16 protein-coding genes and 1 pseudogene are annotated in these 26,718 nt (G+C 40.2%); 2 read left to right on the plus strand and 15 right to left on the minus strand.

Features of this window, described 5'->3' with window-relative positions; all coding sequences use genetic code 11:
* Nucleotides 1–618 precede the first annotated feature (618 nt).
* The 4 genes from ACU1JV_RS19835 to ACU1JV_RS19850 form a co-directional block, all read right to left on the minus strand.
* The gene (locus tag ACU1JV_RS19835) at nt 619–1,101 is read right to left on the minus strand and encodes a TnsA endonuclease N-terminal domain-containing protein (protein ID WP_413987074.1); all 483 of its coding nucleotides are present in this window, start codon (nt 1,099–1,101) and stop codon (nt 619–621) included.
* 732 nt (nt 1,102–1,833) lie between these two features.
* Entirely contained in the window at nt 1,834–2,019 is a 186-nt protein-coding gene (locus tag ACU1JV_RS19840; protein ID WP_141651601.1) for a helix-turn-helix domain-containing protein, read from the minus strand.
* Nucleotides 2,020–2,467: 448 nt separating this feature from the next.
* The gene (locus ACU1JV_RS19845; protein WP_013373230.1) at nt 2,468–3,802 is read right to left on the minus strand and encodes an erythromycin esterase family protein; all 1,335 of its coding nucleotides are present in this window, start codon (nt 3,800–3,802) and stop codon (nt 2,468–2,470) included.
* Nucleotides 3,803–4,024: 222 nt separating this feature from the next.
* A complete protein-coding gene (locus tag ACU1JV_RS19850; protein WP_413987517.1) occupies nt 4,025–4,969 on the minus strand; it encodes a serine hydrolase domain-containing protein in 945 nt (314 codons plus the stop codon).
* Between the two features lie 784 nt (nt 4,970–5,753).
* Between ACU1JV_RS19850 and ACU1JV_RS19855 the strand changes: the two genes are divergently transcribed.
* The gene (locus ACU1JV_RS19855) at nt 5,754–6,071 is read left to right on the plus strand and encodes a hypothetical protein (RefSeq protein ID WP_231124604.1); all 318 of its coding nucleotides are present in this window, start codon (nt 5,754–5,756) and stop codon (nt 6,069–6,071) included.
* Between the two features lie 352 nt (nt 6,072–6,423).
* Nucleotides 6,424–6,671, plus strand: a pseudogene (locus ACU1JV_RS19860) (Tn3 family transposase); the annotation flags it as partial.
* 1,176 nt (nt 6,672–7,847) lie between these two features.
* Here the strand turns inward: ACU1JV_RS19860 and ACU1JV_RS19865 are convergent.
* The 11 genes from ACU1JV_RS19865 to ACU1JV_RS19915 all read right to left on the minus strand — a co-directional run bounded on the left by ACU1JV_RS19865 (nt 7,848) and on the right by ACU1JV_RS19915 (nt 26,695).
* Nucleotides 7,848–8,684, minus strand: coding sequence for a hypothetical protein (locus tag ACU1JV_RS19865; RefSeq protein ID WP_413987075.1), 837 nt, complete (start codon nt 8,682–8,684; stop codon nt 7,848–7,850).
* A 100-nt stretch (nt 8,685–8,784) separates the two neighbouring features.
* Nucleotides 8,785–11,835, minus strand: a complete 3,051-nt coding sequence (locus ACU1JV_RS19870) for a phage baseplate assembly protein V (RefSeq protein WP_413987076.1) — start codon at nt 11,833–11,835, stop codon at nt 8,785–8,787.
* Nucleotides 11,836–11,846: 11 nt separating this feature from the next.
* Nucleotides 11,847–12,281 (minus strand): DUF4280 domain-containing protein, encoded by a 435-nt coding sequence (locus ACU1JV_RS19875; RefSeq protein ID WP_058831486.1) that lies wholly within the window; start codon nt 12,279–12,281, stop codon nt 11,847–11,849.
* A gap of 29 nt (nt 12,282–12,310) precedes the next feature.
* Entirely contained in the window at nt 12,311–13,735 is a 1,425-nt protein-coding gene (locus ACU1JV_RS19880; protein WP_058831487.1) for a hypothetical protein, read from the minus strand.
* Nucleotides 13,732–14,391, minus strand: coding sequence for a hypothetical protein (locus ACU1JV_RS19885; protein ID WP_058831488.1), 660 nt, complete (start codon nt 14,389–14,391; stop codon nt 13,732–13,734). The genes ACU1JV_RS19880 and ACU1JV_RS19885 overlap by 4 nt, the downstream gene beginning before the upstream one ends.
* A gap of 22 nt (nt 14,392–14,413) precedes the next feature.
* On the minus strand, nt 14,414–14,938 hold the full coding sequence (locus ACU1JV_RS19890) for a hypothetical protein (protein WP_413987077.1): 525 nt from the start codon (nt 14,936–14,938) through the stop codon (nt 14,414–14,416).
* Between the two features lie 47 nt (nt 14,939–14,985).
* Nucleotides 14,986–16,125: a pentapeptide repeat-containing protein gene (locus ACU1JV_RS19895; RefSeq protein WP_413987078.1), complete on the minus strand. Its 1,140-nt coding sequence runs from the start codon at nt 16,123–16,125 to the stop codon at nt 14,986–14,988.
* A gap of 1,620 nt (nt 16,126–17,745) precedes the next feature.
* Entirely contained in the window at nt 17,746–19,851 is a 2,106-nt protein-coding gene (locus ACU1JV_RS19900; protein WP_216637948.1) for a protein kinase domain-containing protein, read from the minus strand.
* A 152-nt stretch (nt 19,852–20,003) separates the two neighbouring features.
* Nucleotides 20,004–24,029, minus strand: a complete 4,026-nt coding sequence (locus ACU1JV_RS19905; RefSeq protein ID WP_446724618.1) for a TIGR02680 family protein — start codon at nt 24,027–24,029, stop codon at nt 20,004–20,006.
* Nucleotides 23,995–25,200, minus strand: a complete 1,206-nt coding sequence (locus tag ACU1JV_RS19910; protein WP_413987080.1) for a DUF2398 family protein — start codon at nt 25,198–25,200, stop codon at nt 23,995–23,997. The genes ACU1JV_RS19905 and ACU1JV_RS19910 overlap by 35 nt, the downstream gene beginning before the upstream one ends.
* On the minus strand, nt 25,193–26,695 hold the full coding sequence (locus ACU1JV_RS19915; RefSeq protein ID WP_446724619.1) for a TIGR02677 family protein: 1,503 nt from the start codon (nt 26,693–26,695) through the stop codon (nt 25,193–25,195). The genes ACU1JV_RS19910 and ACU1JV_RS19915 overlap by 8 nt, the downstream gene beginning before the upstream one ends.
* Nucleotides 26,696–26,718 lie beyond the last annotated feature (23 nt).

A 26,718-nucleotide genomic window follows, 5' to 3' on the forward strand; every position in this document is an offset into this window, starting at 1 on the left:
AATGCTCCGTATGGCATGAACGGGACAGTCTCTATTTTGGGAGTAAATTACATCTTTTCAAAAATGATCACGCGCTTCATCCTCCATTGGAATTGGGATAAGGTTGGCTTCATCCTTTCTGAACCTTCTGACGTCATGGAGCAACATATTCTCGGCTGTCATTTTCCACAATTGTCGGTCTCCGCATGCCTGCTTGCTGGGTAGCCAGTGGATTGGTTTCTCGCGCACAGCTTGCATAGATATAAAAACCATCTAATTCTATTTTCTATCATAATTGGAAAGGTAACCTAGGTAGAATTATATCAAAATTTCCAAGAATGTATAGTAAAACTTTAGTTAAATTTGGTCTGTCCAACATAAAGTGTTAATATTTTGCCTAAAAAAAGCGAATGGAGAAGAAACGCTGGGAATGGTTTGCCATCAATCGAGGAATTCGACGCGTGTCGACATTCAGGCGGGGTGCCGGCCGATTTGGGGGATCTTCCCTGGAGACATTCTCTGCCGGTGCTCCGAATCCTTGCGCTTTGCGATCTATTTTCTAAAATAATCATGGACTGTAGAGTAGGCTGTATTAGATGAGTCATATCCGCTACCAATAGCGATTCGCTATTAAATATTTCACGATTTGCATGCAGTACCCATTGGTAAACCAAATAATTCATCTTGTTCTCTTGTAACTTTCGCAAGTGGTTTTTCACTTTGTTGAATAGCACAATAGAGATTATCTTCGAGACTATTTATATGGTGATTTGACAATTTATCGTTGTTTTTAGCATTATGAAGCCATTCGACATTCCTAACCAAATTGTAGTTTATCTGTCTTTCCGTAATAAGTGCCCACTCTATCTTTTGGTCTTTAAAGAACTCTTTTTCAATCTGTAATTTCTCTACAACTCGTTTTGTCAACTTGTTAGAAGGTTTGATAGAATGTGCAATAAATTTTATACTTTCTTCTTGTTTTACTGTAAGTAACATATCTGTAGTCATAATGATGGGAAGCTTATTCTTGGGGTCAGTTGGATGTTTAATGCCTAACTTTTGTGCAATATAGAGGGTTTTATCTAGAGGTAATAAAGGAAATTGTTCGCGAATATCAATCACTTGCTCTGACCACTCCATTTAGTAATGATGTGCCAATTCAAAGTGTTCAGACAGATAATGGTGAAGTCGACCACTTTTCTAACCAAGAATTCGAGTAACTATCCCTATTGAAGGTACATCATGTATAGTTAACCAAGGTTTATATTCCGAAAAGTGGCCTTGACCTCTTCCTTCTTTGATTTTCCGTTGAATAGATGCTATAGAGTTACTTGATCGAATTTTGCTCATTATTCACCTTCTTTTTAGAACTACTAAATCAAAGTAAAGTTCAGTTATCCTTTTCTACTCCTAAGATATATTTTAGTTTTACTTCAAAATACAAATGTAGAATATAACAACTCACAGCTTTATACAATAGCAAAGTAATATTTTTTAGCTATATTTTACTTCGTATCCTATTCATAGGCTACTCGTAGGGTACAGTAGGGCATGAATAAGCTATAATATGGGCTATAAGTAGGTATAATTAGTAAGCAGATGGGTCGGGTAAAACCTATTTGATTTAATAGAGATGAATTCATGAATACTTTGAAACAGTAATGTAAAAATTTGATACCAATCCATAAATGTACATAAAAGGATATTTATAATAATCAGGGTAACTAAACAGGTTGTTTCTAATTGGGAGTGAAACGTAGCACGGCCTGAAATTAATCATTTAATATCTTTAGCAAAGGTTTTTGACGTTACAACTGATTATTTACTTTGTATTGCTAATCGAATGACATTCCCCTACTGTGTGGGCTCAATTGCTACAGGCGTATCTCCAAAGATTAACCACTCTATATGGGAATTGAAGTTTTCTTTAATTGCTATAAGTATATCTTGCTCCAGCTCACTCAACGTTCCTTGAGAAATTCCAATTATATTTGCAAACTTTATTTGATTTAAGTTGTTTGTTTTTCTAATAGTTCGAATTCGTTAGCCTATTGTAGACATAATTGCCTTCCTAAGCTAAAAAGATCCCGATATATCATCGGGATCTTTCTTGATGTTTGTAAAATGACTAGTTCCACACTTTTTTATCACCAGACATTTGTTTACAGACAATAAAGTTGTGTACCTAACTCCATTTTTTTGTAATAAACCATCCATAAAACAGAAGCCGCCCTCAAAGGTTATTTTGGAACTTCCTTTGAGGGCGGCTATTGTGCATCTACCTATGTTAAATCTCTAAGAGTTACAGCATTCCAACACAAACGGATTGCACTACTAACGCTCTCACTGCTTAACTCGAAGATTCCATGTAGATGGGCCTTCAGCATATAAACAAATGTCCCAAGTTCGATAACCCGATTCCAACGAAATTCAAACTTTTCACGAATCGTTGTGCCCTTAAGCAAGCCTTCTCGCACATTATTACAAATTATTGATGTAGTTGAGATGGACTTACTTTTTGAATTTGAACAAGTATATCAAACGTTTTACCTAATGATATATCAACAGTTTTTGGTATACCAGGGCCTTCTTTAGTTATTCCAGCGAAAATTTGATGTTGTTCGTTTAACCAAGTTTTTGTCACTCCGTTCGCCTTACGTAAATCAATAAAAAATTGATCTTTTTTGACCTGTCCAAAAATGTAATTATAACTGTTTGGATCATCTGATTTTAATATTCCATATGGGCCAAATTTACCATCATTATTATAAACATTATATTGTCCTTTATAAACTGATGTTCCAATAGATACATACCGTTTTCCATAATATTCTGCTAAATGCTGCCCAGCTACTTTAGGGTATATAAATGGAATCATATTTGTTTTCGAAACGTGTCCATTATGTCCCCAAACTATGGTTTTCCCTAAATGTTCTTCAGTCCACTTCGCATTTTCATACATTGCAATATCATGTTTCAAATAAAAATCCGATGGTTTATCAGGGGATGTTCCTCCTAACATTGTAGTAAACTGTTCAATAATACGAGCATTTTGTTTTATCCATGCGAATTCTTTGGATTTTCCGTTTAGATAACTTTTATTTTGTTCTAATAAAGCACTGATTTGTTTAGCATCTGAAATATACTTTTCTTTTTCTTCTTTCGTAAGGCTCTCAAAAGTATTCATATCCTTTGTTACAGGAATAAGACCTTTTATCTTCTCTTCTACTCTTGGCACAAGATCTGAATTGTTTCTTTTTATATATTCTCTTATATTATTATAAACATTCTCGTTTACTGATTGAATATCCATCCCAATGATACGCACTTTAGATTTATGTTTTGGATTAGCATTATATTGTCGAATCCAACTAAGTAGATCTAACATTTCTTTTGTGTTAAATTCAGGTGATAGATGTTGGCTTGGGTTTCCCTTACCAGTAAGAACATATCGATCAAGCTCCAAAGCTCTGTCCCATCCCTCTTCTAAAACTAAGTTGGTGAATCCCTTTTCAGATACTAAAAAATTAACAATGCGTTGTTTCATTGTAAAAATTTCATGAGCCCCATGCGTAGCTTCACCTAAACCTACAATTGAAGCTGAACCTACCATATTCTTAAGTGGTTTTAAATCATTAAAAGATGCAGTTGGATTAGTTGTTTTTAAAGGCTTTGCATGCATTTCTAACCATTCCGCTATTTGATTTGTATTATAGGGAGCTGTAACAGAAACTCCTGTTTTCGAGTCTGCATAAGTACTTCCTACAAAATTAGTCACTATTATAGCAGAAACACCAAGTGCAATAATCATTTTCTTTTTCATAAAACCCTCCTAAAATACTTATTTGTTAGTTTTTTGACATGCTCTAAGGACCAGGGGATACTTCAAGACCCTAGTTTGATGGCGACGTGGCGGGACCTCATGCCTATCAACTTAAGAACTTGCTTTATTCAAATTTTTTTAGAGTAAGTTGTTTTTTGAACCAGAAAGGCATATTTTTAACTATAAAAACTATGACAAAATTTATCCGGTTTTCCTTTTTGCCTACTTGCTAAATTCAGCAAGTAAAATATTTTTAAATGGATCAGGACTATCAGCTTTAAGGCTGTTCAAATTGACGGCCAATGTATGCTTGCCTCCAAGTGTGCCACCAGCAAAAGTGGTAAACCCTAGAACGCTACCTTTGTGTCCCCATATCGAGACACCGTTTGGAAGCTTAGTTTCAAAGATCCCAAGACCATATCCGGTTCCTTCTCTATCTGTAGGAACTGTAGTAAGCATTTGTTTTAGTTGCTGTTCCTTCAGTAATTTACCACTGAGTAAGTAAGAGAAGAATTTGTTTAAATCGTCAGCAGTAGAAATCATATCTCCATCCGAGCTACCTGGGTTAATATAAGTAACGTCTTTTAGCTCACTTGCTCCGTCTAGTTGGAAATAGCCACGGGCATGCTTGGTGCCTGGAATCACACTTGAATTGCCCGGTAGGAATGTATTTGACAAATCAAGCGGTTCAATAATCCGATTTTCAACCTCTTCCGCATAGCTGTTTCCAGTTACTTTTTCAATAAGGATCCCCAGTATTACGTATCCTGTGTTTGAATAAGACCAACCCTTTCCTGGGGCAAAGTCTGGGGGAAGAGAAATCCCCATCTTTACGAATTCTTCAGCCGTATACGATTTTTTTGTATCCGTATAATCAAAGTCTTTTGAATTTACATAGTCAGCGATACCACTTGTATGATTCAATATCTGCCGGATAGTAATTTGGTTACCATCATATTCGTTTCCTTGAATGACACCAGGCAACCATTTTTCAATGGGGTCGTCTAGATTCAAGCGGTTCTCTTCAGATAATTGAAGTAGAACTGTTGCAATGAATGTCTTCGTCACACTGCCAATGCGAAAACGAAAATCTGTTTTCATCGGTTTCTTGGCTCTCAGATCCGCTATCCCAGCAGCATAACTCCATGTTTTTCCACTCTTATAAATTTAAGCAAGTATCCCAGGGTATCCAAGTTGTAGTGTATTCCGCATTGCTTGCTTAGCAGAAGTACAATCTCGTTGGGTACTTGTTTGTAACAAACTAGATACATTTTGAGTGGGCTCTGCTTTTACAATTGAGGTTGGTGTTGTGTATAACAGAAAACTTCCAATCATTAAAAGAACTAAACCTGTAGATGTAATTTGACAATGCTTTTTCATAAAGATATTCTTCTCCTCTATTCATATTGTATCGGTAATTATCTGCTGTTTTAGGGCAAGAGTGGATTTGCAATTATCTTTACTCATTATTATTTTCACAAACGCTATTGTGTCCTAACAAACGGTAAATTCCTTTTTTTCCACATGTATGTTAACCCTAGAAATTACTTATTTCCCTTAAAACACTCTTGTTACTGGTTTGTTTTTCATAAATAGGTCAAACCTGTTTCCCCTTTCACGCCTCGTTAAATTTTTATCATACACAATGAAAATCCCCTCCTCATTTATTGTTAATGTGTTAAAACTACCTCTGTGATTCTAGGTGTTTTTCTGTCACATACGGTAGTGTCAAAATGTCACGCTATATAAATCCTAATATTGTTCGGAGTTAATAACTCAATTCAGATGTCGCTGTCAGTGAAGCTGATGATTTGGCTGTGTTGAGTTATAATTTATACAATTACGTAGCAGGAGAAGATGGACAAGAAAAACTTCAAAAATGTTGAAATACTACTGAAGTTTTTCGCTTAATTAATGCGAATGGCGTGTCACAAGAAAGATATTAACGGAGATGATTGAATCTCCACCGGATTTCCTTCAAATCCAAACAAGAAGTCCTCTGGTGGTTAGAGACCTCGATATACTATTAGAATTGCAGCAACGTTGTGAATTATTAGTTTCTATGACTATTGAAACAGACCGAGAAGATGTAAAGCCACTTTTTGCACCTTTAGCTCTAGGGATCAACCAGCGCTTAAAGGCTCTTAGAAATGTCCATGCAGCAGGAATTAATACACAGGCATCCCATTTAATCCTCTTTTGCCCTTCACGCCAGATTTCCCCAAAAGATTACAGAGGATTGTTGATCGAATATATATTGATTCGCTGAACATTGGAGATGGTTTAAAGGGGAAGCGATCAGGTGCAATTGGGTATGCCTTTGTTGTTTCAGCGAAATGGGTTTTCTAAATGGTATCAGCCTGATATTCATTTAAAAACGAACAACTATTTTAATAAATATTTTGACGAAAAGATTATATTCTTATCTTCTAGTAGAGCATCCTCTAAGAGGTAAAATATGTATAATTAATCTACAGGAAATGGGATAGTCATATCCTCTACTCCAATCTGGACGGTAATTCTATCAGTTACATTCTTATACATACAAAAAGAGCAGCCTGTTTAGCTGCTCTTTTTGTATGTATAAGATATTGAGTTTTCATCAGTTGAATTTCCTAATAGTTTCAACGCTTCACGTAGATGTGAAGTCCCATTACGGGACGGGAAAAGGAGCTACGATTTATCGGTTCGTGAGCGACCAATTTATCATTTTCTACACGAAAGTCATCAATATGAACACTCGGGATGCCGTACACGTCATCGACGATTTGCTCCACCATGGAACGGACTTGGCCATCGAGGTGCATTATACGGATACAGCCGGTTACACCAACAAGTCTTTGGTTTAACGCATTTGCTCGGATTTCGCTAACAGGAAAGGATTCAAAAACTTTTGACTTGTTATGTAATTTATATTCGCTCTGGTTGAAACCTAAGCAGTCACCCTCTGAATGTAATAAAAAGCCCGATGATACGTGCTCATCAGGCTTTTTATTAAATAGTTATCAAGAAGAGATATTCTTGTTATCCGTCATTAATAATTAGTATACAACTTTATTGTCTGTACGCAACATTAATGTCGGGTGATAAAAAAGTACGGAACCAATTTTGTTGGTTTTATTGGGTTTGCCGCGGCACGTGATAAACACGAAAAATAAAAAGTTTGGAACCGCCTAAAATTTCCATACAAAAAAAGTTGGAAACCGACTCCCAAATGCGGTCTTCCGCTTAGTTTATTCCATAATCCGCTGGTTCGCTTACATCATTATAAAGTTTAAACCCACAATTAGTACAAACTGTCTTACCCAATTTAAAGTAATGCTCTCCCTTATTAAGTTGTGAGGAGAAGAATATTTTATATCAGGATAAAGAAAAAGAGTGTCATTTCTGCATACAAAACAAGTTTTTTTGATTTATTTTGAATATCGTATATTTGCCTTATTAAATCTTCTTCATAAATTTGTTGTAGAAGATTGCCGACTGGTTTTTGATATGCTTGACGAAGATTGCGACAAGCTCGTCCATATTGTCAGAGCCATGTTCAAGCACATTCTCCCGCCGTATAAGGACTATGTCGTATCTAAAGGAGATGCTTCATTGATTCGCCCTGCCTACCGCTGCCGCGGTAGGTTCTTGCTGCTCTCCACTTCCATCATAGCTTCCTGTTCATCGTAGCCGAAGCGGGGGATGGAATTAGTGTAGCAATAAACAAGCAACTACGAAACCTCTCAAGAGATATCATACAGAACGACAAACGCTCGATGTGTTAGCCCAAACTTTTGAATGCAGTCTTTTACAGGATAATATAAACGACTTCTACTTTCGAGATATTTCCTCTTATATGGTAGATACTCTATAGGTAGGAATCACACACAGAAGCATAGGGCGATTATTTAATCTTGAATATGTCACATCGGAATAACATATCAATTCAATCTTAGCAGGGGTAAGAATAATCGAATTTGCTTGGCTTCGTTATCTACCGCCCGCTTAATCCAAGGAACATATCATCAAGTGGTTAGGTAGAATCATCTTACATAATTTTCTACACTGGCAAAGTAAAGATTACCTCAAGTGGATCTTTACCTGCGAAAAAATCTTCATACAATTTTCTAACTTCCATCGAATCTAATTCTTTTTCTTGCTTATTGATTAACCTATCCAACTCTTCTAAAATACTTACTTCCTTTGATGACAGCACCTTTGACTTAATAAGCGTGTCTTTCATATTGGGAAGTAACCCTCTTGGCCAGCAATCCTCATACACACCTCTGTATGAATCGTATAAGAACGTGATCTGACTTATTCCCGCATATTTCCGAACTTGTGGGTGCACTAATAATAAAAATTGAGCGATAATTCCAGAACGCTGGATTAAATAATAAGCCTCTTGTACTTCCTTCATCAAGTAAGATTTGGCTTCTACAGAATTAGCAAGAAAATTGATGTACATTTTTGAGAGTACGTTTATTAAGTGTTCTTTCTCTAAATTCTCTTCCAACTTCTTAATTATTTCTTTTTCACTAATTCCCGCTTGTATAAACCCTATTAAACAAGCTGACATTCCTTTCACATTAACAGCTTTTTCAGCTACACATAACATATATTTATCAAAGATTTCCTTGAGGTAGTTTTCACTAAATGTGTAAATGTCTAAACATTCAATGATTGTTTCTATTACTGAAGCTTGATCATACTTATCTTCTATACGCGGGAGAAGGTCTATCAAATGTTCAACAAATTCTTCTCCGTAATATTCTAGCAAGCTAGGATTATATTTTACTTTTTCCAGTAGAGCAAAAAACGTTTGATATTCTTTTGTATCATTATTTTGTGTTAGATATTTGAATAGCTCATTAATATATTTAACTTTCTCGTCCACTAGACTTTCTCCCTTTCTATTGTTAGTGTTACTTAATTTAACTTTTTACACGACTTTATATCAGATTAATGGCAATAAAAGCAATTCTACCATAGAAAACCTAATGCCATTGTACTACATGCCAATCAATCCCTTTAGGAGTTTGCTTATAAATAATTCGCATTACACCATTGTTTCCATATTCATCTCGTATATATACAGAATTCCACCCTGCGTAATTCTGCCCATTACGCCTATTATCAAGAACATGATCGTTTAATGCCTCTAAACGCGCTTTAGCGCTTTTGTCACCCCGAGCTTGCGCTGAAATATCATCAAGAATTTGATTAGCTAAATTTCTCTCATGTTTAGTTAAATGACGACTTTCTGTTTTTCCTGATATACCGCCTCTTACTGGAATTTTTTGATTTAAAGAATCTCTTGGATTTAGTATATTTGCATGTTCAATTCCTAATAATTTCTCAGGTGGTATAGATTCTGGCCCCTCAGAGAGATGATCATCCTTCTTATGCGATCCTCCTGGTGAAGCACCGTCATCTTTGGAATGTTTCTTTCCTTCCTTTCCTTTCTTTCCTTTCCTTCCAACTACAAACGCAAATGCTGCTTCTACTAACAGATGGGCATTTTCTTGTTTGGAGCTATTTTTTGCTTTTTCATAAACAGCCTCTGGTTGCGTTATGACTTTAACAATTTTATCTGCTACGTCTTGTTTTCCTTTAAAGTTATCGACTACCATTTGGCTAATATCTAGATTAGGAAAGTTACGTATCCGCTCCCATGTTGCCTCTAGATATTCATGAGAGGAGTTTTTGATTTCACTCAACACAATCCGCTCAGTCTTATCCAGATCTTTCATAAAAGGACTTTCCCTAAACGGCCCATACTCTTTTCTATAATCGTCAATTGAATTCAGAAAATCAATCAAATATTTTTTCTGTTCCGTCGGGTACCCTTTCATATCGTCCCGATACTTGGAACTCATCAAAGCTCTGTCATTATATCGAAAATGGTTGTCTGTCTGCCGCTGATGCTCCATTAATGCAATTATATCTGTGGAGAGATCCTGATTATTATAATAAGCATCCAGCGCATCCTCAAACTGTTGATCCACATTTCTTTGATACCAGCGTTCCCGTATATCAGAAGGAATATCACTATAGGCTTGGACGGAAGCCTGATTGACTCCTTTTACATAGTTGATGAAATCCGATATGGATTGTACTCCTCCATATCCTCTGGCACTCGTCCACACCTTGCCCAGGAAATCCATCATCGCATGTTGTTCACGCGCCCTCTGTTCCTCCGCATGCGCCTGTAAGGTTTGGGCAGCAACCTCGGCGGTCTTCCCCAACACCACTCCCCAACCATGGGAAGGTACACTGGCGATCATGGACAAGCCTGCTGCCGCATATTTAACTATGGATGACGGTCCGGAGGAAGCGACCTCGGAACGAATCGAAGCTATTTTTTGACTTGCTGCTTTTGGAATGGCTCCCAAGACAGGAATAGACCCAGCCACATCACATACTTTCTGGGCTAGTCCCAATACACCATCCAGTAGACTGGCCTTCGGTGAGCTGGGAGTGTTTACGGCTGACTTAACGGCTCCCTCATCTTTCGATGTAGCGCCTGAATTGGAGCTTCCTCCTGTACTGCTGCTTGCTGCACTTTTCGCCGCCTGCGCCTCTGCATAGGCTTTTACAGACATTAATGGCGGTTCCCAGACTGGAGCCAGTTCGGCTACAAAAACCGGTTTTTTAACCGTCCCTTCCAGTTGTACTTTAGCGGATCGGATATCCGTTTCACCGTCCAGCATCAAACTGCTGCTGCCCGCTTTGAAATAAATAGCCTCGGCAGCTTGAATATTCAGCTCCCCATCTGCATGCAAAGAGAGCATCTTCCCTGCCGACAATGACAACTCATGCTCACTGACGACCTGAACACCCGATGCATTCAATTGAATGTAAACCTGCTCCGACTTGGCCGTCATCTTCAACTCACTGGCACTTAGCTTGATATCCTTGTCATGAGGTGTCCCCCAATACTTGGTGGCTGGGTCAGCGAGCTTTGGCGAGTTTCTCCCTTGTCGTATGGAGCTTGCCGCATATCCATCCGCCTCCTGCTCTGTAGGGAACCGGACGGATACCCTATCTCCTCGTTCCGGCATGACGTACCAACCGCTATTCCCTTCGGCTGTATAACTGCTGGCATATGGAAACCACCATGCCGTTTCCCGATCCTGCTTTTCATCCACTGTAAGATGAACACGTATTCGGCCTGACTGGACCTCTAATACATGCCCTTCCAGTGAGGCTCCGGTGAGGTTCGAGCACAAAATCTCTGTTTGCTGAATCCCCTGTTCGTGAACCAGTTCATACTCGTGTAGCAGTACTCCTTTTTGCAATTCAGAAGTGACTTCCGCTACCATCCATTGCTCGCCATTCCAATCCGTCAGATCCCCAAGCCGGGCAAGCTTTTCACTCTGCAGCAAGTAGCTAAATTTTGTTTTGCTGTTGGGATCAAAACTGCGCCGAGTACGGTAAACGGGATGCTTCATTTCAACGTATTGTCCCTCCGGCATACCCAACCAGAATTTGGGCCCGTTTAGTGAAATTTCCGGGACCAGCACAGCTCCAAATCGGGAAGCGATCCGTTTGAGAAAGGCCCAATCCGTCTCCTGATACTGTAAAGTAAATGCATGCAGGGTAGCACCGTTTGTTACGTTATCAATAACATCGGCCTGGCTGTACTTCTGTATGATTTGCTTGATCAAATTTCCGTAGGGCATTAAAGTATCCTGATAAGAACGAGTTACAGGTGTGATATCCAACTGAATTGTATGAGATACGGCTTCAAGCTCCACATAATAGATGCCACGCACCATCCGTGTTTCTGCATGGACCAGTAAACCATGGAACAAAATGCGTTCAGGCTGATCATTTTCTGTTTTGGTACGGATAATGACCGGTTCGTTATCCTGATCCTGTTCTATGTAATGATCTCTCTGTTCCTCATCTATCCATCCACTGATTTTTAACCGGACGTGGTCATTTAGTTTTCGTTCGATACGCAGTTCGTTTATCGTTTGAAGAGGATATGGACCTGTACATTCCAGTTCCTTATACGTTAACATCGTTTGTATGTGATCCAACTTGTACCTCCTTACTTCAGCGTCTGGCCATCGTCTGTAATCCGAATCATTCCCCCGTATAGGCACGCATTCGAGCATTGGTCCAGCAAGGCCGGTTCTCCTTCCACAAGCACATCGCTTTTGCCCCCGATCCAGGGTCCGGTGATCACCGGAACACAGTTCGCTTTTTTGACCCCATAAATATCGACCATGTCACTGCTTTTGACCGCTGGATTGGCTGGGCAGGAGCAACGGCCAAAATTGCTGATATTGGTGCCGGGCAAGTAATCTCCAACATTCATTTGGGCTTTCTCCTTCACATATACGCCGTGACTGAACGGTCGTTTGAGCCGTGTCGGCTGCGTACCAAAGCTGCAGCTCAAGATGGCCCCGGCAACTACGTAGCCCTGCTTGCTTCCCCGTCCAGCCTGAATAGTTTCCTCTTCCGAATGAGATTTTTTTGCCATTCTTCTCTTCCCCTTCCCCATGTCCTTTCTTAGTTTGTTTTCACTTCGCTACCCAGAACATTGGTTATTCCACCCAACGATACGGTACTGCCTTTGCTCGTCATTTGAATTTCATCCCCTGCCGTGATTTTCACTTTACTGCCGGAATGAAGGGAGATATTCCCTCCTGCTGAAAATTGAATCTGTTTATCGCTTACAATGTGAATTCCATTTTTCTCATTTAACTGGATATACATCGTCCCCTCTTTACTGGTGATGACAATTTCATCAGGGGTTAATTTGATTTCCTTGCCGTGCGCGGTACGAAACAATTTGATGTCAGGATGTGCAAGAGCGTGTTGCCCCGCACTCCGATTCTTTTCGCGCAAAGATGTACTTGCCATGCCCTCTTCTTCTCGATGGGCAGGGAAATAGAGCAGAACGGTATCCCCGAGCTCAGGCATTACGTACCATCCGCTATGTCCTTCTGCAGTATAATGAGAAACATAGGTAAACCAGTGGGCCTTTGCAGGGTCCTGCGCAGCATCGATATGTAAATGTAGTTTGATACGATCTCGCTCTACCTGAATGACTTTACCAGGTAAAGACAGACCGATAAGCTGCTCGTTAAACACCTCTTGGTGTCTCAATCCCTTGTGGGAAGTCAGGGTATACACGTGCTGCATCATTCCTTTTTGCATATGAGTGTCCACCTTGTACACATACAGATTTTTACCCTTAAAGGTAACGGTGCTGCCGAGCTCCAATACCTGCTCCGCCTCAACCCGGTAATCAATAAAATCATGCTCGTTTACATGTGCTGTATCATTGCCGTTAAAATAACGATAATCTCCAACTCGCTTGCTGACGGTATAATGATAATTGGTTAAGTCCAGTCCAGACTGGGTTTCCTCGACTCCAAAATAGCACTTGGGCACATCAAATACCGACGCAGGCGTGAGTGAAGTATGGTAACGCGAAGCGATCCGCTTGAGGAACTCCCAATCGGTTTCACGATATTGGACTGCTATACGGCCTAAAGCCGCTCCCCCTGTAGCCGAATCAATGATATCAAAACCGGGATAATCTGCTCCTACAGCCCGCAGTAATTCCTCAACCTTCATATTTTTGTCCTGAAACGACCTGTTCTTTTTATGAATATCCAGTTTATACGTGTGGGATATCGCCTCAACCTCCAGGTAATACACATCTCTGACCACTTTGACTTCCATATGGAGCACCGTTCCGTTAAATAGCGGTGTTGGAGTGCCTGCTTCATCTAGTTGCGACACACAAACTGGAGAATCGGCTTCGATCAACTGGACATAACTGTCTTGTAATTCTTCAGGCAAAATAGCGGTAAAAGAGAGCCGGGTGTGCTCATTCAGTCGCTTGGTCATATGCAGTTCCTGAATGCTAACCACTTCAAATGGTGTAATTTGCAGCCGATCATATGTAATATGGGTTAATGTCATAAGGGTTGATTTTCCTTTCGCTCAGACTCGATTTTCAACGTTAGCAGCATACTGCGGGCTATTGGCTGCCAGGTCGTCATCTCTTCATCCGTACAGTTAAAAGTACACATGAGCGCACGTCCTTCCAGCACCGTAAAAAAGGATAAATTATACACACGCGCATTCCATACTGGTGTCATAAATTCACAGTATCCAATCTGACACTCTTCGTTCTCCAGCACTTCATGGCCAAACCATTCAGTCAACTTCTGGGTTTGCTTCACCACCTGAGCCATCTCATCCGTAAAGTTCTCCAACTCTTCGGTTTGTATAGGACTCTCGGTATGCTTGAAGGTTAAGTTAATCGTGCCTGTGTCATTGGTAAAAATAAAATCCGGACGATGATGAGAGGGATATTTTAATCGTTGCTCGTGCATGGGCATATCCCGAAAGCTCTTTGGCATCGTAATACTGATGCGTTCATCCAGCAAATGTCGCTGAGCAAAAATCAATCTTTCCCCACCGAGTTGCATAAATGTTTGTAAGGGCTGTCCAAACGGTTCCTTCCCGCGAGCGTGATTCAACCCTTCATGCTCAATTAAAGATTGATCATTTTCGGTATTTTCTGCTGTTACTGTTTGTAGCAACGAGACAATTTTCTGATCCAGATGTTCCATACATCATCCACTCCCATCTTTATTACTGCATGGCGACTTCCTGAAAGGTGATGCCACTTGTCCCTCTCCGCAACAGACTTTCCGCCAATGCCAGATTGACCAACATGCAGGTTTCACGCAACCCTTGGATTTGCAATAGGGATTTCCCCTCGGTACGTTTTCGATCTACGACCAGCTTCATCAATGTTCCTCCGGGACGGAATTGGCTTTGCTCGCCCAAACAATCCACTAAAGGGGGTTGAATCATCCAGTACAACTTTTGCTGCGAACGTTCCATATCCCGAAGCAAAGCCATGCGGCTGAACAAGCTCGGGACATAGACCTGTAACAATTCATGCACAGCATCAGATACCATCATCCTTGAACCCATTAGAAGATCAGGGTAAACTGTATAATCGTGACCATTAACCTTAAACTGTGCAGCATAAGATGGGGGCCAATTCGTCCAGTCATTTAGATCCATCATCTCTGCATTTGCCTCTTCATCCCACACGGGTACAGCAGCATACAACATCCGATCATCCTGCTGACAAAGGAAATACTCCACTATGCCACGTCCCTTCCATTCGTTTGCCCCACATTGTGTTATCCAAATTAAGTTAGACTCTGTACGACTGGATGCATACCTAAACTAAATCGGGCTCCATCCAGCACCGCTTCTTTGAAGCAGGCTCCCTCAAACGCTGCACCCATAAAGTCAGCCCCCTGCAATATGGCCCCGGTGAAATCTGCATTCTTCAAGTAAGCTCCCTGAAACTGGGCTCCTGTAAGATCCGCCCCTGCAAAACTTACGGGTTGAAAACCAGGTCTTTCCCAATATTCAGACTGGTAAATTCCAGGTACAGCTATTGCATCCCGGAAAGATGCTCCTTTTAAAATGGCTTGTTCAAAACGGGCTTCCTGAATCAAACAGCCGCTAAAATCCGCTTCTTGTAAACAGGCTTTATTCCAACGGGAACCGATCAAATTGCCTCCTGTAAAAACACTATTGTTAAAAGAACTTTCACTCAAATCGGCATATTGCAGGCGTATTCCCTCATAATCTCCTTGAGATCCGTTAATTCCCCGAAAAACTTCATGTATGTAGTCATATGGTTTCTTTTCCTCAAGCCACTCTATAATCACCGTCGAATCTTTGACACGCACATCCCGTTTATAAACGATTTCACTTTGGTCCAAATATTCTCCGACTCTCAGCTCGAAAACATCTTCCAACTGTATTTCATGAGCAAACTGAATTTCATCTAACCATACTTCTGTGATACTAAAACGCGCCAAAGCCATGATATATTGGTGAATATGTATTGCCACGCGCAGTTTCATCCTTTGAATATCATCCAATCCGATTCTTCCGCCATATTTCTTAGCGTGCTTACATAATTCAGTCTCCCACTCGTCCAAATAGCGAAATGCCCAATCTGCATCATAAGTATCTCGGCAAGGATGGCGATCCATAAACCACGTCTTGTCCATAGCCTCCACTAAATAGGTCGCCCTTCCGTTTGCTAATTCGGTACGAAGCATGGAGTAAGATATATATCCCAACGCCTGCTTGGTACCTTCTCGCTGCATCTGCTTGACTTTCCCGAGTAGTTGCTCCAGTGAATTACGAAATGTCTTGGCCAAGGTATACTTATGGTTTTGAAAAGAGGCTTCCAACGTAAATAACATTTGATGCTTTAACGGTTCGTAGACCTCATTTGCAAAATGTTGAAAAATTTCCTCACGATTCACGTTCCATCTCCTTTCTGGTTGCTGCATTTACATACTGCTGTGCGTATTAAAGTAGCTGTTTATCTTAAACCGAAATCTAATATAAATGATATGCGAAATCATAATTTTCAAGGGTATATTTAACAATAAAACATCCTTATGTATGTATCGAATAGATTAGTGATTTTGTTTACAGAAAGAACCATAATACGTGTTATTTTCAATGTAAACAATAAAGACTTTGCTATACAACTAATCTATCAAATCGTATATCTTAGGAGAGTGAGTAAATATAATTAATTTATCCCTCCATCTTTCCTCGTTTCATATGATGTTTATAAATCATAGTGAACCTTTAAGACTTAATAATCTCATTTCTATACTCTACTCAATAAAAAGCAAAAAACCGCTCAGAGAGCGGGATGAGCAGGTAGAGCAACGGGAGTCAAACCTCTTCCAGAGGCAATGCAATATAGGATTCTGCGAGTGTAATGACTGGCTTGATATCCCCCTGTCCCTGTCACTAATTAACTTCGGGTCGTCGGCTAGCCGCATACTAGGAACCACTATAGGTTGAGCTCTTATTTTGGAACATAGACGTGTAGAGCGAGAGCATATTCACTGAATATTCCCGAACATTTCTTCTGTTTATTCTCTGATTCTCTTCGTTATATAGCTAGTAATGCTAAATCTCTCTTGTGTATAAGCTAAAAAGTCATTAAAAGAAAGAAAATTATATTTTTCTAAACTGGCTTTGCGCAGCAATTTCAAAAGGCAAAAGCGGCCAATCTCAAAGAATTAACCTCTTTTAGTCTTAAGGCTGTATTAAAGCTCCTGTGAAAGTAATTACTCCAATAGCATTTGCAGTATCGACGTTTGTTAGCGCAGCTAACGATACGACACATTACCAGTCCCAGGGGTAGGTCAACGTGGTTAACACTGCTTTGCTCCATATGTGGCTATCCTGCCCGTTAGTTCAATAAAAGGACGTTTTCACGCCTTCGCTTGGGCTACGTCCTCCTCACTAAATTAGATTCCCAATATTTAACTAAAGAACGTATGCGGGTAGCATGTAATACTTAAAACTATCTTAATCAAAGTACTAAGAAAATACTTTATTTTCTTTGACATCAAGGCAGCTTAATACCGGTTAGTTCAGCAACTAAAAGAACCGGTTATCCTAAATTAGGACAACCGGTTTTTAAAACTCAGGAACCAACTATAACGTAAAGATACCAACTTTAGTGTAACTGAACAGTAACTGAACACTTTTTGTTAGATAATAAAAAAGTGTGGAACCAATTTCGTTGATTTTATTGTGCTTGCCACGGCATTTGATAAACGCGAAAAAAAGAAAGTGTGGAACTACTAGGAATTACCATGAAAAGAAAGTTGGAGACTTTCTTCCAAATGAGGTTAGCATTTTCTAACGCACGCTGGTAATCTAAGGACCAGATAGCTTCCTGTATGATAATTCATACGATACAGCTACATTTAACCAAAGCCTATTAATTTTATATAAAGTACTTTTAAATATTTTCAATGGGTGCAAAGTATTAGGTATCAGTAACAAACAACTGTGTGCTTTGTATAGTATATCCAAAATATACAAGTCGTCCGTATTCGCTGAGTTCGCCCGTTTTAATAGTCATTTAAAACGAAACGTATATCGGATGGATAATGAGTATCCTTCAAAAGGCTGATTAATAAATCATGAGAAGTTAAAAATTCCTCCCCAATTATGTGTGCTATTTGTTGAGAAATTCTATCCTGACCAGCCAAATTCCCAATAATATCGACCATTATAGCTTGAGCTAAAGGGATTTTCTTCTCTAGTGCAGCTATTATTATCAGGTTTAAAGTAGATATTTGCACCACAAGATTTTGTGATATTTTATAGATTCCATTCAAAAGCTCTGAAAGGTGAACCCAATCCACTTCATTACAATCTATTACTCTATAAATGTTCTCTTTTGCTACATTTATAAATGGCACCATTATCGTTTCATGTTTTGCACATTCCATAAGAACGTCAATGGGAATGGATAAGAAAGGTCTAACGAATTTTTCAACAACTTTTTGCGACTCTTCAATCTTCACGGCAGACATACATTTTAATACTTGCTTCACATCAAAAGAGAAATTTTGGAATTCATAAGTCCTTAAACTATCAAATAAATAATTACTTTGAGCCGAACTATTAATTAAATCATCCATTAATTCTTGGACAGTCTGATACCTATTGGAACGATCCTCCTCCATTGCTTTTCCAACAATAGGTTGATATTTAATAAATGATCTGAATCTTTGCTCTGGTGACTCCCCACTAAATATGAAATACATTATGGCCCCTAGCGAATAAATATCAGATAGAGAATCCGCATTTTTCAAGCTTATCTTTTGCTCTGGAGCAGTAAACGCGGCTCTTCCATATGACATGTTAGAAAGTCTAGTAATTGAAGAAAGTGATTGGTCGTCTTTCGCCAAACCAAAATCAGCAACCTTTGCCAATATAGTTCCGTCACTGTTGGAAAATAACAAGATATTATGTGGGGCAAGATCCCGATGACTGATTTTATAATTATGCAGATAAGACACACCACAAAGTATATCTTTAAATATACCTAATTTTGTTTCATCCGACGCGGTAGGATTTAACTCTAGCCATTTTTCTAAGGAGGTTTCCGCCAATGGCATTGTGAATAGAACAGGATCATTATCGAGCTTTATTTTGTTAATTTTAATAATATTTGCATGAGATATTCTTTCTCGTAAAAGTTTAATCTCTCTTTTAAAGCGCAGTAAGTAGTCCTCTCCTTCTTTTCCATATTCTCGAAGAAACACTGACTTCTCAAAGAGTATTTTACATGCCATTTCTTTCTTTTCAATTGAATCAAAAACTCTGTATACTTCAGCAAACCCACCTGATCCGACCTTTTCCAATGGAATTAATTGATTTTTTTGTTCTTCACCATTTTGGTCTTCTAAAATCCACAAACGACGAGCTAATTTATTGGACTGCGAGCAGAATATGATACGATGTCCATCTAAAATGTGTTTAATCTGTTCTTCATCGGGTTTTGAAATGATATCCTCTCCATTATCCAAGTGATTTAACACTTGTAATGCAAACAGCATCATCTTACCGCCGTCCGAATTAGGAGCTAAAGCATGGAAATCATCTGTAAGCTTATAGGCGAGTAAGGGTAAAAAGATATTGTTACCCAAAGGTAAATGGTCAAACATTTTTTTCATTAGGTTAAGTAGTTGCTTAAGTAAATTTGGGTTTTCCTTATAAATGGAATGAATAAATGCATTTTTTCGATAGTTTGTTATGAACAAAACAAATCTATAGAATGGGCTGCCCTCTTTAGATTGACTCAAAAAAGTTTGAAAAAACAGTTCCTTCTCTTTTTCAAAGTTGTGTTTATCTTCGCTTTTAGACGTTAAAGTCCCCAAAAAGTACAATTGTAAAAGATCGTTCATATCTAGACCTTCAAATGAATTCTTATATTTTGTTTTCATAATAGCTCTCTCAAATTTTGCAGCAGTAATCATAATTGGTTTATCATTCCTGTATATCTCACCAAAAAAACCTTCTAACGTTTGCAGTTCATGTGGTGATGGATCGCTAAGAACAACTTTGGTGCTCCTCCCAATCCTTCCGTAACTTCGGTATTTATCCCGAAAGAGTGTAAACAAGGAGCTAAATCCTTTCTCAGTTCGAAAAATCTGAACCAGTTCCATCAGTGAAGACTCCATAAATACACTTCCTCAAAAAAATTCATTTGTTTTTGGAGCTATATCAAGTTACTGAACACTAAAGAAATAATTGAAGAGGGCGAGTAAAATGTCTATTCTTTTTAGTCCAAATATGGCTTAATTGAAGTCCGTTTTGTTCACTCCACTTCCACTTGTCTCTTCCCGTTCCAATGATAACGACGGAAACCCATATGCGGAGAAGAAGGTTGCCGCAAGATTGTGACGATCGAAAGTGATTTTACACTTCGATAGCAGCCCCACAAATCATACGAATTCATAATGTAATCAAAACCAAAGTCTTGAATCATATTGAACATTTTCTCTTTATTGCTGGAATCGACTCCCGCAAATGCCTCATCAAGCGTAATTAACCTTGGTGCGGTATCTGATGCACTCATAAGGATCGCGTCGATCGCCGCAAGCAGCGGCATATACAAAATGATCGCTTTTTGACCATTACTATATCTCCCAAAGTTGCGGTTTCCAACTTTTTCTGGTCCCGTACCTTTATCAACCTTCGTTTCGAATATAAACCATTTCCGGTAATCCAAAACCTCTTTGTAGGCCTCCAGCCTGGTCATTCTAAAATCTTTTTTTGTTCGTTGTTGTACGGCTTCGATGCGTGCGCGGAAATGAGCTGCAACTTTTTCAAGGTCGGAAGGATCAATGAATCTACTATTACGGCTTAACAAATCCACAAGCTGTTTTGTTTTTAGTGTATCATCTTCCAAAGCATCCTTTGCATTCCAGTCCAGACGAATCCGAAGTCCCTCGAACTCATGGAACCGCTCGTTTACATCATTAACCCATTGTCCGGCTTCATAAATTCGTGCCTGGATTGTACGTCCGATCTCGTTAATGATAATATCTGTAAACAGTTCTTTTTCTTTTTCCCCGATATTTTGTTTTAATTTAAGCTCAATGTCGGACAATTCTTGAAGCAACTCTAGCGGCGAACATGGAACCCCACTATTGCTCTGCAGGCTTAGCGTAGAATACGAGGTTAACCGAGTTAGCGCGTCCACATCAGTTCTTCCTATTTCCCCTTTTACTTCATTTTCCCCGTTCCAAGGTTGTTCGCGTTGGCGACGTAAACGGTAGTCTTCAAGATCGCCTCGTACCTCGCTTTCTACTTCCAAAAGGTGCTCAAGCGCCTCTTCACGGTTAGGAGCACTTACACTGTCCCGCCCTAATATTTGATCGGCCGTGTAAGAAGAAAACGGACTATTTATTGTCTGGAGCTTGCGAAATTCTTTAAACCACACGCTCTCCCGTTTCGAAGCTTGTAAAATAGCAGTTTTGAGTTTCTCAATTTCTTTTTTTGCATTATCTATTTGGGGTGTGAGTTGGTTAAATACCTGTTCTGCTTGTCGCTGACCATCTTTAGCATCGTTAAGCTGCTGGTTCGCATTCTCAATCTGTTTAAACACATCGGAGTTTGAATCCATAGCTTCTTGCAAGCGCTGAATGGTCTTTTCGAGCTTCGATTGCTCGTACGATAATTCATCGTAGTCCTCTTGATAATCCTCTACGATGGATTCCAAAGAATACAGATGCCCCCTGGTCTGGGTAATCCTCCTTTCCACTTCCATTCGTTTTTCGGCAAGCTTGCCTAATTCCAAGATTTCATCTTTATATTTCCTGCATTGTTCTAGGGTATGGCTGCAAACGTCCAGGCGAAGCGGGAGATCCATATCGCCAATTAAACGCATAACTTGATTTCGAACATTAAGGGTTTCTCGACGAATGGACTCATAATGCGTATATGCTTCCTCTTTTTCCGACTCACAACGTTTAGCATTTCGCTTTTCTGCATCCTGCTCCCGATAAACCTCCTTAATTTCTTGCGTGGAAGGGATCTTCATCCATGTTCGGCGTAGTTCGTCGATCTCGGCCTGCGCCGCGCGTAGTTCGTGGCTTTGATCCGACAAATGCTGTTCTAATTCATCTAGTTGCTCTCGAAGGGCAAGCAGGCGCCGCTGACGAGCCTCTTCTCGAGCCCGAAAACCGACATACGACTCACTGCATCTAGGCGCAGTTCCTTCTAGGAATCCGCTACGGAAAACGCCATCCTCGCCGATGTACCCTTCTTGATTTTCATCAACTGAAATTCCCTGCAGAACACGCTCAATTGTTTTTGTATCGATTCTATTACTAGAAACAGGCTCCATCAGATCGCCTAGATGCTTGCTTTTCGGCGCTTGTGTGCGAAGTACAACCGCTTGACTACTCGCCTTTGCTTCATATTCCTCAGGTACAATGACAGCCTGGAGCAGTCCAGAACGTTGAATGACGGACTCGACACTTTTTCGGATATGGTCCGAAACGGCTTCCTTGAACTCGACAGCTTCAAAAAAGCGAATATATGGGATTTGAAGCTCATCAAGGCCATTCCATTGTAGTCGCTCCTCTTTCTGCTCAGGAGGTTCCACAAACGGTGCTGACAGAACCTTCTCATATTCGATTTGAACTTTCTTGATTTCACCAGTTAGCCGCTGAATATGGTACTCGGCTTCTCTTTTTTGGGTTTGGAATGGTTTTTCCCAAGGCTCTAAAATATTCTGCTTCCAAGAATGAAGCTTTTCCTCGTCTTCACTATATTCATATAAGTCACCTAAAATCCCCTGTAATGATTCCCACTCTCGTGTTTCAATTGATAGGCCGTGATCAGCTGACCACCTTTCGATTCGTTCGAACAACTCGACTCTGGACTTTTGAAGTTGCTTGTACAACGAGTCTATTTTTACAATTGAAGCATTGTATGCCTCAAGTTTGTTTTCAAACTCGGTTCGTTTCTGCATGGTTTTCGCTTCTTGTTCTTGATAGCACCGTAGATTTTCACCAATTTCTTTTAATCGTGCAATATGCCGATTAATTTCTTCCTTCCACGACGTAATTAAACTAATCTGATCCGGCGTCGTTGAGAATTGACTAACAAACCGATCGTGGTAATCGAACTTGATCGACTTTTCATACTCTTTCAAGTAATCGAGGATTCCTTGGATCTCATCCTTGATTTGAAGTTCACCCTGAACTGCCTCATTGATGGTTTGTTTATTCTTATGAACATCCGTCCTAGAGTTACGGAGTTGGGTTTCCTTTTGGCCTAACCTTTCTTTAACTTGACCAAACTGACTCTCCATTTCTCGCTTCTTTTTTTCAGCTTTGAAGACATCCTGATGAGCTTCTTTAAGCGTATTAACGGTTACTCCAAGCGCTGTAATTTGTTGCTCTGATTCATCGATTCGCCTTTTCGCATCTGATTGTCTTTGGGTCATCTCTTGCAAGTCATTTTCTTTTGTGACAAGGCGACTTTGCTCACTTTCAAACAGTCGGGAGGCTCGAGAAACATGCTCGGTGAACTCGAAGAACAGAGCAAATTGGTAAGCTTCATAGGCCTCGCTCAGCTTTTTCAATGCTTCTACTTCAGATGTTGTCTTAGTTAAGAGTTCTTCTTGCTCAGTAATTTTTGATACAATATTCGTTAGCGACTCCAAATCGTTATCTGATAGCTCTGGGAGCGCGTCCGTCAAACTTGTATTAATAATGCTAGGCCCGACATCTTTGCTAATTTTCGGTGGCCGCAGTTCAATTAATAGCTTGATATACATATGGAAGGTATGCATATTTTGAAACCCGAACAACAGCCGATTGACCTCTTTCGCGTATTCGGCTTTATGTTCCGTAATGAACGATCCTTTGAAACGGTCACAGAAATCACGATAATCAAGCGGAGCCTTCCCATCCCTTGTTTGGTCGTATAGTAACAAGTCTTTCCCGACCTGCTTTCCATTTGTCACAATGAAATACCAGGTCGTTAAATCTCTTGACTTGCGCACGCCAGAAAGGCCCATACCAATGGTTATGAGCTGCTCCCCCTTACGAAATTCCATGTAAAGGTAGCCGTTTCCGTCTTTCTTTTGATTAACCGCCTCTTCACCAAGATGAAGGTCAATCAACAAGCGATCAGTACGCTTTTGAGGATCAAGACGAGAAGGGTTGTAATTCCCATCAAGGAGCAGAGGCAACATCAGAGTCGAGGCTATCGTCTTCCCGCTAGCATTGTCACCCCGAATAAACAGTTTTCCGTCCGAAAGTTCAATTTCCGTATCGGCATGATACCAAACATTAAAATAGCCAATTCTGGTCGCTTTCCAGCTCACGCTTAACGTCCTCCTTTTGCGGTACTTCTTCTACAATTTCACCTGCCACACGGCCTAAAGCATCACTAAAGATCCATTCATCGTTTATTACTTTCAACAAGCCCAGTTGCCTCATATAGTCGGCAACCTCTTCCCATAGCGCTCGGTCAGACAAGCTGGACTTCGCTAAATACTCCTGATTCGCCCTACGAACTGAAACAAAAAGGTCGAAGGCATCTTTGGAGTGAAGCACAACATAGCCGCGGTGATTCAACCAATTTTCTCCTCGATCAAGCCGATCACGTAAATGAGTCCCTATCGCAGTGACGATATGGGAATGTGTGTTATAAGCAGGATAGACGCTCTTCCCTTCCCTGGGTTTGTCATGGACTAGAATCCAAGTGGGGGCGTACCGCTCTAGAAACACCCCTTGAAATACTTCCTCCAGCTTTTGCTGCATACGAAGGCCATGTCTTTCTGCATAAATCACTTCATCATGTGATAATTCGGATAAAAGCAGGCAGCCCTGTGCAAATAAGCGTCTCCAAATTTGCTGTTCACAGATCATGCCTTCTTTAATTTCTTCTTGATGAAGTGCCTCCCTAAGCGAAATCATGTTACTAAATTCAGATAATGATAGACGAGTCTGACGAATCACATGCCTAAGCCCATTGGAGACTTGCATGAGTAAATCATAATCTTCTCTGTCTCGAAATTGGTCAATGGTTCGGTCGAACATGAGAAGAAGCCGCTCTTGCTCCAACGTTTTAATTACGCGAATCAGACTTGTACGAACCCCATGATCAGACCACGAAATGGCATCTGGCCCTCCAGGATAGTACGCTTTAATGCTTTCAAGCAACTCACGCAGTACAAATTGTTGATCCTCGCCCTTCTCTTCCATGAACGCCAGTACACATGAATATAAAACAAAATCCATTTGGTATTTCAATGAGTGCGTAGGGTTAGGGTCGAGCACTCTCCGTTCAGGGCGTTTGATCAAACGAACATAGCCTTCCCCCATGTAGATAGGGTAATAGAACCAGTCACGAAAAACAGCTTTTAATTTGTGCTCGTGACTTCGAATGCGAAAGTATAATTCAGGCTTATGCTCCTTATAGATCCACTCTTCGGACCAGAGCAAAAATACAAGGGTTTGAATCTCTTCGGTTAGGGCTTCTGCGTTACTCATCTGTAACACCATCCTCTAACACTATTTCAATGTCATCCATTGTAAGCTCTCTATCTGTACACTTCATCTTAATGCGATCTTCACTAGCGACAAATGCGCGAAATTCACGTCCGTCAGGTAAATAAGCAATATCATGATTGCGCAAGCCTTCGGTTTCTATGTACAACAAAGTATCCCTTAATGCGGGGCTAATTTTATTCAAGTCTCGGATTCGAATTTGGCCGTTCAAAGAGATCGCTTCCATTTCTCTTCGCAATCGTTCCTCTTGCTCTTTATGTTCCATTTCAATTCGCTGGCGCTCGAATGGATCTTCAAGTAGGATCGATTTAACTCGCTTAACAAAATCTCTTTTTTTGCGGGGAATTAGTTCGATCTGCTCTGCAGGCAACTCCCATACGGTCTTGGTTTCACTGTCTGATGTCTGTATGTCGGTGATAACCATTTGTGAAGCGGGACCAATTCCCTTTATATAGCCAAACAATTCTTTGCATTCTCCATCATCATTGGCCTTGAAAAATAGGGCCGCAAGATGTAAGTAATCATGCTTCCGGTTGGTGTAGTGGAAGAGCCGATCACTTACTTGTCTAGACAGACGAAGGACCTTGTTGATTGCGGTTTTGGTTTGCTCCATCAAAAAGTAGTACCCGCCCTCTTGGGAACTTTCATTGGCAAACCAATTAATCATTGATTGCCACTGCTTTTTGTGCAATTCCACGCGCTCTTCTTGATCCGTGTCTCCTAGGGTAGGAAGCTGAATCCGATTGATCTCGTAATCTACGATTAAATAAATGACATTTCCTATGTAATCTTTGGAAACGGACATCAGTTTCTTTAAAATGCGAACTTGCTGCTTTTGAATATCACGAACAAATTCGTCCAAGTAGCTAACAAATTTATTTTTATGCTCAAGGAACTGATCCGAGAGATAAGCCGCTTCCATGTCATTACTGTTCACATGGGAGAGGTAATCCGACGTATCAATGCGCAAGCGATCATGTCGCCCCATGATTTCGTTCCAAAGGTCGTAAAGTTCGGATGGTTCTTTTGTCGTTGCACTTTTGAAACGATCGAGTTCTTCGATAATACGGGCCGCTAAATTCTTCTCTAGTGACCCCCTTACTCGATTTGCCCGTCGCTCCATCGTTGTGATCATTTCTTCAACATCTATGAGTGCATCGGTGGCTCGAATCAAATATTTTTTTCGCTTGAAGTCTTCATATGCCACGTATTTGACATTCTCTTGTTGCGATATCTCGATATTCCCCCACTCTTTCATCGTACCAAGGTCCATCTCCAAATCCTCCATTGAGTAGTCAGGGAACCGTTTACCAAACTCATCCATTTGTCTTAAAGCGGTATAAATATCTTCTGTTGTGAGCATGGTCCTAAATGTACGATGATGTTCGTACAGGACGCGGGCGATAGGCCGATAGCGATCAGTGCGTTGGTGTGCAACCAAATAAGTAAATTGTTCCAATCTATTAAAAAGACTCATATAATTCTCCTTTAGAGATTTCC

The sequence above is a fragment of the Paenibacillus sp. T2-29 genome (genome assembly GCF_052921365.1).